This is a genomic window from Kineococcus glutinatus (assembly GCF_039542765.1).
In the GTDB taxonomy this organism is placed as follows: Bacteria; Actinomycetota; Actinomycetes; order Actinomycetales; family Kineococcaceae; genus Kineococcus_A; species Kineococcus_A glutinatus.
In genome coordinates this window covers 1-11,249 of the sequence record NZ_BAABIL010000195.1, presented here as the reverse complement: position 1 = coordinate 11,249, position 11,249 = coordinate 1, and the positions used below count along the sequence as shown (strand labels likewise).

Genomic DNA, 11,249 nt, shown 5'->3' with positions numbered 1-11,249 from the left:
CCTCTCCGCCGCGGCCCTCGCCGGGACGCTGGCCGCCCGGTCCGGCGCCCGCACCCCGGCCCTGGCGACCGCGCTCCGGCCTCTGCCGCTGAGCGCCCGCGAACGGGAGGTCGTCGCGCTGGCCGCCCGGGGGCTGTCGAACAAGGCCATCGCCGAGCGGCTGACCGTGTCGGTGCGGACCGTCGAGGGGCACCTCTACCGCGCCGGCCTCAAGCTCGGCGTCTCCGACCGGTCCGCGCTGGCCGACGTCCTCGGGATCGGGTAGCGCACCACTCGCGCCTCGGCCGCCCGGCCGCCGGAGGCTGGTCGCACCCAGCCAGGGTTCGCACCCAGCCACGAGGAGGAGCTGTGAGCACCGTCCACGTCCGGCCCGGAGAAGGCCGGCACCACTCCATGATCGACGGCGACCACATCGCGAAGGCCGCCGTCCGGGACGCCGGCGGGGCCTTCGAGGTGTTCGAGGTGGTCGCGCCCGCCGCGCCGATGGCGCCCCCGCACGTCTCGCCGTGGAGCGGCGTTCTGTTCCTGCTCGAGGGCCGGATCACCGCGCTGGTCGACGGCACGCCGTACGACGTGGAACCCGGCGGGCTGGTCGTCGTCCCGGCCGGGACGCCGGCCACCTTCGGGGTCGTCGGCGCCTCCGCCCGGCTCCTGGCGATCACCTCCGGCGACGGCGCCGGCCGGTTCTTCGCCGACTTCGCCGCCTCCGTCCCGCTGGACCGGCCGGTCGAGGAGTCGATGGCTGCGATCCTGTCGGTGACCGGGCGCCACGGCGTCGCGCTCGCGGGTGCGTGAGCCGTACCGAGCGCTTGACCGGTTCGGGACGCTTCCGATGGAGGGTCGCGCGGCGCGCGCGTTCGACGGCGACACCGCGCGCGCCGCATACACCGCCGGGTTCCACCGGCGGATCGGCGCCCGGATAGGTTGTTTCTCTACCTACGTCGCGTTTCACTTGGCACATGGCCGAGGAACCCTGGCCCGCCGAGTGGCAGCGCGGGCTGCTGCCGACCGCCGTCCTGGGGGCCATCGGCGGCGAGCCGATGTACGGCTACCGGATCTCCCAGCGGCTGGAACGGCTCGGCTGGGGGACGATCACCGGCGGCGCGCTGTACCCGGTGCTCCGCTCCCTGGAGGACGCCGGTCTCCTCACCAGCCGGTGGGAGGCCGACGGCCCCGGACCGGCCCGCAGGTACTACGACCTGACCGAGCGCGGCCGGCAGGCCGTCGACCGCCGACGCGCCTCCTGGTCGAGGTTCTCGACGTCGATGACGACGCTGTTCGGGGAGGAGGCACGGCGATGACCGGGAGGACGACCGGGAGCACGACGCTGTACACCGCGGACCTGGGCCGGCGCCTGCGGTGGCGCGGGCTGGACGAGGAGGAGATCCGCGACGCCGTCGCGACCGTGGAGGAGCACGTGAGCGAGAGCGGCCGGTCCGCCGTCGAGTCCTTCGGCAGGCCCCGCGACTACGCGCGGACGTTCACGGCACGGGCATCGCCACCGCGGACCTGGGCGGGGTACGTCGTCGGCTGGCTGGTCGCGTCGCTCGTCGGCGCCCTGCTGTGGTCGGGGCTGGACGCAGGTCGCGACGGCACCGAGGTGCTCGGCCTCCTCGATCCCGGCGTGGCCGTCACGATCGCCGCGCTCGTCCTGGCCGCGTGGGCCGCGACCCTGCTGCTGCAGCTCACGAGGGGCCCGCGACGCTGACGGCGCCGGCCGCGGCAGGGTTCCGCGGCCTACCGCCAGTCCCCGGTGTCCCACGCCCGCGCCAGCACCTCCCGGTGCGGGGCGGGGTCCCAGCCCTGCGCCGCGACCCACCCGTCGTCGGCGTACGTGGCGCGGTAGCGCTCGTCGCGGTCGCAGACGAGGGTGACGACGCTGCCCTCCTCCCCCGCCGCTCGCATCTCGCACGCCAGCCGCAGCGCGGCGCACAGGTTGGTGCCGGTGGAGGGACCGGCGCCGATCCCGGCGCGCTCGCGCAGCAGGCGCATCCCCGCGACGGACGCGGCGTCGGGGATCCGCAGCACCCGGTCGACGACGGTGGGCACGAAACTGGGTTCGACGCGCGGCCGGCCGATGCCCTCGATCCGGGAACCGGCGGTGGTGGCGCCCGGTCGGCCGCGGAACCCGTCGAGGAACGCCGAACCCTCCGGGTCGACGACGGCGAGCTCGGTGGGCACCCCGCGGTAGCGCAGGTAGCGCCCGATCGTGGCCGACGTCCCGCCGGTGCCGGCGCCCACCACGATCCAGCGCGGCACGGGGTGCGGTTCGCCCGCCATCTGCTCGAACACCGACTCGGCGATGTTGTTGTTGCCCCGCCAGTCGGTGGCGCGCTCGGCGTGGGTGAACTGGTCGAGGTACAGGCCACCGCACCCGGCCGCGAGCCGTTCGGCCTCGGCGTAGACGTCGCCGGCGCGCTCGACGAGGTGGCAGCGGCCGCCCTCGGCCTCGATGAGGGCGATCTTCTCGGCGCTGGTGCTGCGCGGCATGACGGCGACGAAGGGGATGCCGACGAGGCGCGCGAAGTACGCCTCGCTGACCGCGGTGGAACCGCTGGACGCCTCGACGGCGGTGGTGGCCGGGCCGATCGCCCCGTTGCACAGGTGGTAGAGGAACAGCGAGCGGGCCAGGCGGTGCTTGAGGCTGCCGGTGGGGTGGGTGGACTCGTCCTTGAGGTAGAGGTCGACCCCCGGGCCGGGGACGTGCACCTTGCGCAGGTGGGTGTCGGCGCTGCGCTGCTGCTCGGCCCGCACCAGCGCCACGGCCGCGGCCACCCACGCCCGGTCCGCGAGGCGGGTGGAGCGGACGTCGTCGGCGGGGCCGGGGGGCGCGGGTTCCACGCCCCCCAGCCTCGCACGGGGCGATCTCAGAGGCGGACGACCATCTTCCCGGTGTTCTGCCCGCGCAGCATGCCGAGGAACGCGTCCGGCGCGTTCTCCAGGCCGTCGACGACGGTCTCCCGGACGGTGATCCGCCCGGCCCGCAGCCAGCCGCCGACCTCCTCGACGAAGGCGGGCATCCGGTCGCCGTGGCTGCCGACGATGAACCCGCGCAGGGTGAGCTCCTTGCCGATGGCGGCGGCGAGGTTGCGCGGCGCGGCCGGCGGCTCGGTGTCGTTGTACTGCGCGACGGCCCCGCACAGCGCGACGCGGCCGAACCGGTGCAGCGCGGAGATCGCCGCCTCCAGGTGCTCGCCGCCGACGTTGTCGAAGTAGACGTCGATCCCGTCGGGGGCCGCGGCGCGCAGCTGCTCGCGGACGGGGCCGTCCTTGTAGTCGAAGGCTGCGTCGAAGCCGAGGTCGTCGACGAGGTGGGCCACCTTCTCCGCCGACCCGGCGCTGCCCACGACGCGCCCGGCGCCCCGCAGCTTCGCGATCTGCCCGACGAGGCTGCCGACCGCGCCGGCCGCGCCGGAGACGAACACGGCGTCGCCCTCGCGGAACCCCGCGACGTCGAGCAGGCCGACGTAGGCGGTGAGGCCGGGCATCCCGAGGACGCCCAGGTGGGCGGAGGGGCTGGGGGCGGCGTGCGCGTCGACGACACGGAACGCGCCGGCGTCGGCGAGGGCGAAGTCGCGCCAGCCGAGCCCGTGCAGCACCAGGGAACCCTCGGGCACGTCGTCGCTGCCGGAGGCGACGACCTCCCCGACCGCGCCGCCGTCGAGGGGCGCACCGACCCGGAACGGGGGGACGTAGGACTCCCTGTCGTCCATGCGGCCGCGCATGTAGGGGTCGACGGACGTGAACAGGTTGCGGACGAGCACCTGGCCGGGGCCGGGGTCGGGGACGTCGACCTCGACGAGGTCGAACGTCTCGGCGGTGGGCCAGCCGCTGGGGCGGGCGGCCAGGCGGATCTCGCGGCCGGTGCGGGTGCTCATGCGGGCTCCTCCGGTGGGGTGGTGGGACGACCGCAAGCTCCCCGACCCCGTCCTTCAACACCATGTCGACCGAGTGGACACCACGTCGACGCCCGGTCGGCGCGATGAGCCCGGGCACCCGCGGCGGTCAGCACGCGGTGGAGCACCAGCCCGGCCACCACCACCGAGGAGGCACCCCGTGGCCATCGACCACCTGCTCGCCGTCGTCCCCGTCACCGACCTGGCCACCGCCGTCGCCTGGTACGAGCGGCTCTTCGACCGGCCCCCCGACAACCGCCCCATGGAGACCCTCGCGGAGTGGCGCGTCACCGGCACCGGCTGGGTGCAGGTCTTCCACGACCCCGACCGCGCCGGCACCGGGCAGGTCAACACCGCGGTGGACGACCTGGACGCGCACGTGGAGCGGCTGCGCGCCCGCGGCCTGCAGCCCGGCGAGGTCCAGGAGGCCGCCAGGGGCGTCCGGCTGTCCGCGGTGCGCGACCCCGACGGCAACACGATCACCGCGATCGGCGGTTTCCGCGTCGAGTACTGATCCCCGGCCCCGCGCCGGGGACCGCTGCGCGCGGTGACCGCCCCCACCGCGGCCGTGCCCTCGCACGGCCCAGCCGGGCGGGCGGCACGGGCACCGGGCGGGAACGGGGTGGGCCGGACGGGTCACGCCCGTGCTGCATCCGCCTGACACACCTCTCCGGCACCCGCCGGCGTGCCGACAACCTCTGCAGCGGCCGTCAGCGGACGACCGCGCCACCCGCGCACACGAGGAGGACGAGAGCAGATGCACGCCGTCCACCACGGGGACCCCGTCGTCGAGGCCGAGCTCGACGACGACAGCGACCTGACCCCACCACCCCCGCGCCCCCGGCGCCCGCCGGCACGACCCAGGGCGCCGCGGCCCGCCCCGCCGCCCGAGACCGTGCCCACCACCGGGCTGTTCGTCGCGTGCGCCGTCGTCCTCGGTCTGCTCGCGCTGGCCTGGAACATCCCCGGCATCGACGTCGTGGTCACCGACGTCGCGGAGGCCCTGGGCGCCGCCTGAGCCCCCCTCAGGCCGGCTCCCCGTGCACCCCGGCGTCCACCCCGGCGTCCGGCACGAGGTGGCGCAGCTGCGCCAGCGCCCGCCGCAGCAGCGGCGCGTCGTCGCCGGCGCGGGTGGCGACGGCCAGGTCGACGCGCGTGCGCCCGGACAGCGGGCGGTGGGTGACACCGGGCACCCCGAGGGCGGCCACGGGCTCGGGCACGACCGCCACGCCGAGGCCCGCGGCGACGAACTGCACCAGCGTGGAGGTCTCGGCGACCTCGTGGGAGACGGCCGGCTCGAACCCGGCGTCGCGGCACAGCCCCACCACGAGGGAGTGCATGACGGAGCGGCGGGCGTGCAGCACGAAGGGCTCGGCGCGCAGGTCGCCGACCCCCACCCGGGCCCGCCGGGCGAGGGGGTGGTCGGTGGGCAGCGCCACGACGAGCCGCTCCCGGCGCAGCCGCACCACCCGCAGGTCGGGGGCGTCGACGGGGGGCCGCAGCAGCGCCAGGTCCAGCGCGCCGCGGCGCAGCGACTCCACGAGGTCCGGCACCAGCACCTCCCCGCGGCAGGTCACGTCGACGTCGGGCAGCTCGGCGCGCAGCCGCTTCGCGAGGGCCGGCAGCAGCGTGTAGCTGGCGGAGCCGACGCAGCCGATCGCCAGGCGCCCGACCAGCCCGGCCCCGATGCGGCGGGCCTCGGCGGCGGCGTCGTCCACCGCGGCCAGCACCGCCCGGGCGCGCAGCAGGTACGCCGCCCCCGCGGCGGTGAGCTCGACCCGGCGGGTGGTGCGCTCCAGCAGCACCACGCCGAGCTCGGCCTCCAGCGCCCGGACCTGCTGGGACAGCGGGGGCTGGGCCATGTGCAGCCGGGCCGCGGCGCGCCCGAAGTGCCGCTCCTCGGCGACGGCGACGAAGTACCGCAGGTGTCGCAGCTCCACCGCCCCACCCTCGCACGGCACCCATATCCACGACGTCCTGATCCGATCGGAACGCGTCCTTCAGCATCTCGGCGATCCGGCATACCGTCGCGGGGTGGACGAGATCGTGGTGTGCGAACCCCTGCGGACCCCGGTGGGGCGCTTCCGCGGCGCCCTGGCACCGCTGAGCGCCGGGGACCTCGCCAGCACCCTGCTGCGGGAGCTGGTGGCCCGCACCGGCCTCGGCGAGGGCGACGTCAACGACGTCGTGCTCGGCCAGAGCAACCCCAACGGCGAGGCGCCGGCCGTCGGGCGCACGGCCGCGCTCGACGCCGGGCTCGGCACGGGCGTGCCCGGCATGCAGCTGGACCGCCGCTGCGGCTCCGGCCTGCAGGCCGTGCTCACCGCCGCCGGGCAGGTCGCCAGCGGCGGGGCCCGGCTCGTCGTGGCCGGGGGCGTGGAGTCGATGTCGCAGGTGGAGCACTACGCGCTCGGCCTGCGCGAGCGGCCCCGCGGGGCTCCCCCGGTCGACCCGGCGCAGGTGGAGCTGCTCGACCGCCTCGACCGCGCGCGGGCGACCGCCGGCGGCAGCTCCCACCCGGTGCCCGGCGGGATGCTGGAGACCGCGGAGAACCTGCGCCGCGACTACGGCATCAGCCGCCGCGAGCAGGACGAGCTGGCCGTGCGGTCCCAGCAGCGCGCCGGGCGGGCCCAGCGGGAGGGTCGCTTCGCCGCCGAGATCGTCCCCGTGGAGGTGCCCGGCACCGCCGACCGCGCGCCCGTGCGCGTCGAGGCCGACGAGCACCCCCGCCCGGACACCACCCTGGAGGCGCTCGCCGCCCTGAAGCCGGTGCGGCTGGCCCTGGACCCCGACGCGACCGTGACCGCCGGCAACGCCAGCGGGCAGAACGACGGCGCCGCCATGTGCGTCGTCACCACCCGCCGCCGCGCCGAGGAGCTGGGGCTCAACCCCTCGCTCGTGCTGCGCTCCTGGGCCGTGGCGGGCGTCGGCCCGGCCGTCATGGGGATCGGCCCGGTGCCCGCCACCGCCGCCGCCCTGGCGCGCGCCGGGCTCACGCTGGCCGACCTGGACCTCATCGAGCTCAACGAGGCGTTCGCCGCGCAGGCCCTCGCCGTCTGCCGGGAGTGGGGGCTCGACCCCGAGGACGAGCGCCTCAACCCCAACGGCTCCGGCATCTCCCTCGGGCACCCGGTGGGGGCCACGGGGGCGCGCATCCTGGCGACCCTCGCCCACGAGCTGCACCGCAGCGGTGGGCGGCTGGCGCTGGAGACCATGTGCATCGGCGGCGGGCAGGGCCTGGCGGCGGTGTGGGAGGCGGCGGCCTGAACCCCGCCGCCGGTGGCCCGGGGCGCGGGGGTCAGCCGGCGGCGGTGCGGGTGAGCGCCGCGCGGACCAGGGCGAGGGCGTCGTCGGCGCCGATGCCGAGCGCCGTCACGGCCTGCGCGTACTCCGCGGCGCGACGGGCGGCCTCCTCCCGCAGGACCTCGCCGCCGGCGGTGACGACGGTGCCGGCGCGGCCGCGGGTCTCGACCGCCCCGGCCTGCTCCAGCTCGCGGTAGGCGCGGGCGACGGTGTTGGCGGCGAGGCCGAGCTCGGCGGCCAGCGCCCGCACCGGCGGCAGGCGGTCGCCCGGCACGAGGCGGCCGGTGCGCACCGCGCCGAGGACCTGCGAGCGCACCTGCTCGTACGGCGGGACGGTGCTGTCGGCGTCCAGGGCGACGAGCGGCTGCGCGGGCACCGGACCACGGTAGGGCCGGCTCAGGCCGGTCGGGTCGCGCCCGGCCCGGGGCGGGGCAGGACCAGGCTGGCCGCCGCGGCGGTGACCGCCACCGCGCCGGCGAGCAGCCACGCCGGGGTGTAGTCGCCCGACGCCGCCCGCAGCGCGCCGCTGGCCGCCGCCGCGACGCCCGCACCGACCATGTGCGCCGCGAAGACCCACCCGAACACGATGCCACCGCGCTGCGGGCCGAACGCCGTGCGGCACAGCACGACGGTGGGCGGGACGGTGGCGACCCAGTCCAGGCCGAACAGCGCGACGACCACCAGCAGCGGCGGCTCGACGCCCGGCCCGAGCAGCGACGGCACCGCGAGCAGCGCGAGCCCGCGCAGGCCGTAGTAGACGGCCAGCAGCAGCCGCGGGTCGACCCGGTCGGTGAGCCAGCCGGAGCCGATCGTCCCGACGATGTCGAAGACGCCTACGACGGCGAGCAGCCCCGCCGCGGTCGTCGCGGGCATCCCGTGGTCGTGCGCCGCGGGGACGAAGTGGCTGCTGATGATCCCGTTCGTCGTCCAGCCGCAGACGAAGAAGGTCCCGGCGAGCAGGAGGAACGGCCGGGTCCGCGACACCTCCCGCAGCACCGTGACGGCGTGCGCGACGGCGGCCCGGGCGCTGGGCGGGCCGTCGCCGGGTGCCGCGTCCTCGGCCGTCCCGCCGTAGGGCAGCAGCCCGACGTCCGCGGGACGGTCGCGCAGCACCGCCGCCACGACCGGCAGCAGCGCGACGCAGACCAGCGCGACCGCCAGCGACGCCGCGCGCCACCCCCACGCGTCGACCACCGCGGCCAGCAGCGGCAGGAACACCAGCTGCCCGGTCGCCCACGCCGCGCCGAGGACGCCGACGACCAGCCCGCGACGTGCGACGAACCAGCGGCCCGCGACGATCGCGCCGAACACGAGGGCGACCGAGCCGGTGCCGACGCCGACGACCGCGCCCCACAGCGCCGAGAGCTGCCAGGGCGCCGTCATCACCGTGGTCGCCAGGCACCCGGCGCCGATGAGCAGCAGCGCCCCGACCGCGGTGCGGCGCACACCGACGCGGTCGAGCAGCGCGGCGGCGAAGGGGGCGGCGAGCCCGTAGACGACGAGGTTCAGCGAGACGGCGAGGGAGGTGTCCGCGCGCGTCCACCCGAGATCCTCCTCGATGGGCACGAGCAGGATCCCCAGGCTCGACCGGAAGGCGGCCGAGGCCAGCAGCACCAGGAAGGTGACCGCCGCGACCAGCCAGGCCCGGTGCGGCGGCCGCAGCCGCGAGCGTCGCCGGCCGGCGACCGCGGCAGCCGCTGCGGCCGGCGTTCCCATGTCCACCAGGCGCCTCCCGTCCCCCCGACGCACCGGCCGGGTACGACCGCAAGGCTAGGGCGTGCCCTGTGGATCTTGACGGAGCTGGATGATCTTCCTCTCATGTCGATGAGCGGATGCTCGGGCAAAAGCGACGGGTGGGTCCCTACGGTGCCGTCCTGACCGAGACCGCCGCTGCCATGGCCGCCAACTGGGCCAACTGAGACGCGCGGGTGGCCTTCCACCTCATCGCCTACGGGGTAGACGACTTCATCGCCAACCCCACCCGGATCAGCGCCGTCGTCCTCGACGACTTGGCACTGCTAGCCCCGCACCTACCCGATGAACCACCGGTCGGCCTAGCCCTGGAGCACCTGCAGTGCCACATCGGCCTGGACACTCTGTCCTGGGCGCGGTTGGGTGCCCGCGTCACCAGCATCAACCTCTTCTGCGCCTCGACAGCCACCACCCGAGACATCGCCGCCCGCACCGGCCTCTAGGGGTGTGCATCCAGCTGCACTGGCACCATCGCCTGGTGCAGCAGCACGAGCGGCGAGAATCTGTCCTCACCGACGATGAGCACCGGCTCGTGCGCTCTACGAGCGCCCTTGGACTGCTGCGGACCAGTAGCTGGCCGAGCGTCGCGGCGCTGCTGCTCGTGCGCGGGCTCAACGGTGAGGCCACGGTGGCGATGGCGTGCCTGTCGCGTGATGACTCGCCTTGGCTCATCGACCCGATCGTCCCTGCCGTGATCACCGAGCTGAGCAGTGAGGCACGGCGAGGGCCCGAGGAAGGAAGCCGGCTCGTAGGTCGGGCGCTGGCCCGTGCTGCTGCTCGAGCTGGCCGGACGGAGTCCTTCGCAGCGGTACGGGCGCTGGCGGCGCTCAGCCCTGAGCTGGGCTACCCGGGCGGCACCATCGGCGAGGCCTACGACGCCTCGGAGTGGCTCGACTGCGACTGCCACCTCGGGTCGGCGGAGCGCGCCGCCGCAGAAGCCCTCTAGGCCGCCCTACACGACGAACCGCTCGACGTCGCGGATGACCTGCTCGCCGCCGTCACCGAGGGATGGGTGTGATGCCAGAGCAGCTGCGTAGGTGCCGCACCGACAGCGGACAGACAGACTGGCCCTGGCCCGGGCGTCGCTGCTAGGACCTGTCCTGTGGATCATGACGGGTGCCGCAGCGTCCGCTCATGCCATCTGCGGACGGTCACGCCTACCCACTTGAGCAGGTCACGATGGTGGCATGTGGACATCGTGGCAGGAGTGGAGGAAGCAGCGGTCGCTCCGCAGACAGAAGGTGCTCATCTACCCTCCGCTGGCGCTTTCCCGCCACGCCGACCTGCGCCCTCCTGACCCCTCCTCATCACCTCGGAAGCTCATCACGGTTGGTTTCGGCCCAACCGGTGAGGCCCTGGCCCTGTGGCAGGACCGTGACAGTGGTGATGGCGGTGACGGCAGTGATGGCGGTGACGGCGGTGCCGTGCTCAGCCACCACCAACCTGACGGTCGCCTCAGCACACACACCACGCTGCCCGCCCCGCCTCGCTGGCCCCTGGTGCAGCCGTTGCCCGATGGCCAGTCTCTGCTGGCCAGCGTTCGCGCCCGGCACGGGGAACACAACGCTGCCGTCTACGACCACGACGGGCGGTTGGTGCACACCGCCCACCTCGGCGACGCCATCGCCCACCTGCTCACCACCCCGAGCGGTGCGGTGTGGACCAGCTACTTCGACGAAGGCGTCTACGCCGACAGCGGGCTCAACACCCGCGGTCTCGTCCGCTTCGGCCCCGACCTGTCACCGCAGTGGCTCTACCCCCACCCCGACGAGGCCGGCTTGCCCTTCATCGACGACTGCTACGCCCTCAACATCGATGGGGAGAAGGCCTAGGTCTACGCCTACATCGGTTTCCACCTGGTCAGTGTCGAAGGCGAGCGGACTCGTGATCACGGCCCCGTGCCCGTCGGCGGGGCGCGTGCACTGCTCATCGACGGCTCGCGCGCGGCGCTCATCGGCGGCTACGGCGGCGACGCAGACGTCATCACTCCATTGCAGCTCACCGACGAGGGCGTGCAGCTGGCCGGTCCACCGCGGCGACTGGTGCTTCCCAACGGTGCGCCCATATCCCCTGGACACCTCAGCGGCCGCGGAGCAGAGCTGCACCTCGCCGTCGACGCCACGTGGTACCGCCTCCACTTGGAGGACATCCCAACAGACTGAAACGCACGCTCATCCCGCCCCTGCGAGCGACGTCACGGTCATGGCGCCGGTCGCGCGTGCGCCCTCATAGCGCCGTGCGGGCGCGGTCACGAGCAGCCGGCAACGTCCTCGTCTGCCGCCGGGCGGGCGCGTTCGC

The 11,249-nt window shown here is 75.3% G+C and carries 17 protein-coding genes; 11 read left to right on the top strand and 6 right to left on the bottom strand.

Annotated elements, in window-relative coordinates; all coding sequences use genetic code 11:
* The 4 genes from ABEB16_RS08440 to ABEB16_RS08425 all read left to right on the top strand — a co-directional run.
* On the top strand, positions 1–265 hold a 265-nt coding region (locus ABEB16_RS08440; RefSeq protein WP_345711814.1), incomplete at its 5' end, for a response regulator transcription factor.
* An 83-nt stretch (positions 266–348) separates the two neighbouring features.
* Positions 349–795, top strand: coding sequence for a cupin domain-containing protein (locus tag ABEB16_RS08435; protein WP_345711813.1), 447 nt, complete (start codon positions 349–351; stop codon positions 793–795).
* Between the two features lie 164 nt (positions 796–959).
* The gene (locus ABEB16_RS08430) at positions 960–1,301 is read left to right on the top strand and encodes a PadR family transcriptional regulator (protein WP_345711812.1); all 342 of its coding nucleotides are present in this window, start codon (positions 960–962) and stop codon (positions 1,299–1,301) included.
* Positions 1,298–1,708 (top strand): HAAS signaling domain-containing protein, encoded by a 411-nt coding sequence (locus tag ABEB16_RS08425; protein ID WP_345711811.1) that lies wholly within the window; start codon positions 1,298–1,300, stop codon positions 1,706–1,708. The genes ABEB16_RS08430 and ABEB16_RS08425 overlap by 4 nt, the downstream gene beginning before the upstream one ends.
* 29 nt (positions 1,709–1,737) lie before the next feature.
* On the opposite strand, the gene ABEB16_RS08420 is transcribed toward ABEB16_RS08425, so the two are convergent.
* Together ABEB16_RS08420 and ABEB16_RS08415 are read right to left on the bottom strand one after the other, a co-directional pair.
* The gene (locus ABEB16_RS08420) at positions 1,738–2,841 is read right to left on the bottom strand and encodes a PLP-dependent cysteine synthase family protein (RefSeq protein WP_345711810.1); all 1,104 of its coding nucleotides are present in this window, start codon (positions 2,839–2,841) and stop codon (positions 1,738–1,740) included.
* A gap of 26 nt (positions 2,842–2,867) precedes the next feature.
* Positions 2,868–3,878 (bottom strand): NADP-dependent oxidoreductase, encoded by a 1,011-nt coding sequence (locus ABEB16_RS08415; protein WP_345711809.1) that lies wholly within the window; start codon positions 3,876–3,878, stop codon positions 2,868–2,870.
* Positions 3,879–4,056: 178 nt separating this feature from the next.
* Here ABEB16_RS08415 and ABEB16_RS08410 point away from each other — a divergent pair, with 178 nt between their 5' ends.
* Positions 4,057–4,410: a VOC family protein gene (locus tag ABEB16_RS08410; protein WP_345711808.1), complete on the top strand. Its 354-nt coding sequence runs from the start codon at positions 4,057–4,059 to the stop codon at positions 4,408–4,410.
* 243 nt (positions 4,411–4,653) lie between these two features.
* Positions 4,654–4,914: a hypothetical protein gene (locus ABEB16_RS08405; RefSeq protein WP_345711807.1), complete on the top strand. Its 261-nt coding sequence runs from the start codon at positions 4,654–4,656 to the stop codon at positions 4,912–4,914.
* 7 nt (positions 4,915–4,921) lie between these two features.
* On the opposite strand, the gene ABEB16_RS08400 is transcribed toward ABEB16_RS08405, so the two are convergent.
* Positions 4,922–5,836, bottom strand: coding sequence for a LysR substrate-binding domain-containing protein (locus ABEB16_RS08400; protein WP_345711806.1), 915 nt, complete (start codon positions 5,834–5,836; stop codon positions 4,922–4,924).
* A 94-nt stretch (positions 5,837–5,930) separates the two neighbouring features.
* Here ABEB16_RS08400 and ABEB16_RS08395 point away from each other — a divergent pair, with 94 nt between their 5' ends.
* Entirely contained in the window at positions 5,931–7,163 is a 1,233-nt protein-coding gene (locus ABEB16_RS08395) for an acetyl-CoA C-acetyltransferase (protein ID WP_345711805.1), read from the top strand.
* A gap of 31 nt (positions 7,164–7,194) precedes the next feature.
* On the opposite strand, the gene ABEB16_RS08390 is transcribed toward ABEB16_RS08395, so the two are convergent.
* Positions 7,195–7,575, bottom strand: coding sequence for a GntR family transcriptional regulator (locus ABEB16_RS08390; RefSeq protein ID WP_345711804.1), 381 nt, complete (start codon positions 7,573–7,575; stop codon positions 7,195–7,197).
* A 20-nt stretch (positions 7,576–7,595) separates the two neighbouring features.
* Positions 7,596–8,915 (bottom strand): MFS transporter, encoded by a 1,320-nt coding sequence (locus tag ABEB16_RS08385; protein ID WP_345711815.1) that lies wholly within the window; start codon positions 8,913–8,915, stop codon positions 7,596–7,598.
* A gap of 212 nt (positions 8,916–9,127) precedes the next feature.
* On the opposite strand from ABEB16_RS08385, the gene ABEB16_RS08380 reads away from it, so the two are divergent.
* Together ABEB16_RS08380 and ABEB16_RS08375 are read left to right on the top strand one after the other, a co-directional pair.
* On the top strand, positions 9,128–9,394 hold the full coding sequence (locus ABEB16_RS08380; RefSeq protein WP_345711803.1) for a hypothetical protein: 267 nt from the start codon (positions 9,128–9,130) through the stop codon (positions 9,392–9,394).
* A 35-nt stretch (positions 9,395–9,429) separates the two neighbouring features.
* Positions 9,430–9,897 (top strand): hypothetical protein, encoded by a 468-nt coding sequence (locus tag ABEB16_RS08375; protein WP_345711802.1) that lies wholly within the window; start codon positions 9,430–9,432, stop codon positions 9,895–9,897.
* A 361-nt stretch (positions 9,898–10,258) separates the two neighbouring features.
* On the opposite strand, the gene ABEB16_RS08370 is transcribed toward ABEB16_RS08375, so the two are convergent.
* Positions 10,259–10,390 (bottom strand): hypothetical protein, encoded by a 132-nt coding sequence (locus ABEB16_RS08370; RefSeq protein ID WP_345711801.1) that lies wholly within the window; start codon positions 10,388–10,390, stop codon positions 10,259–10,261.
* Between the two features lie 69 nt (positions 10,391–10,459).
* Here ABEB16_RS08370 and ABEB16_RS08365 point away from each other — a divergent pair, with 69 nt between their 5' ends.
* Positions 10,460–10,783: a hypothetical protein gene (locus ABEB16_RS08365; protein ID WP_345711800.1), complete on the top strand. Its 324-nt coding sequence runs from the start codon at positions 10,460–10,462 to the stop codon at positions 10,781–10,783.
* 66 nt (positions 10,784–10,849) lie between these two features.
* Positions 10,850–11,113 carry a hypothetical protein gene (locus ABEB16_RS08360; RefSeq protein ID WP_345711799.1) on the top strand — a complete coding sequence of 88 codons (264 nt, stop codon included), beginning with the start codon at positions 10,850–10,852 and terminating at the stop codon, positions 11,111–11,113.
* Positions 11,114–11,249: the final 136 nt, after the last annotated feature.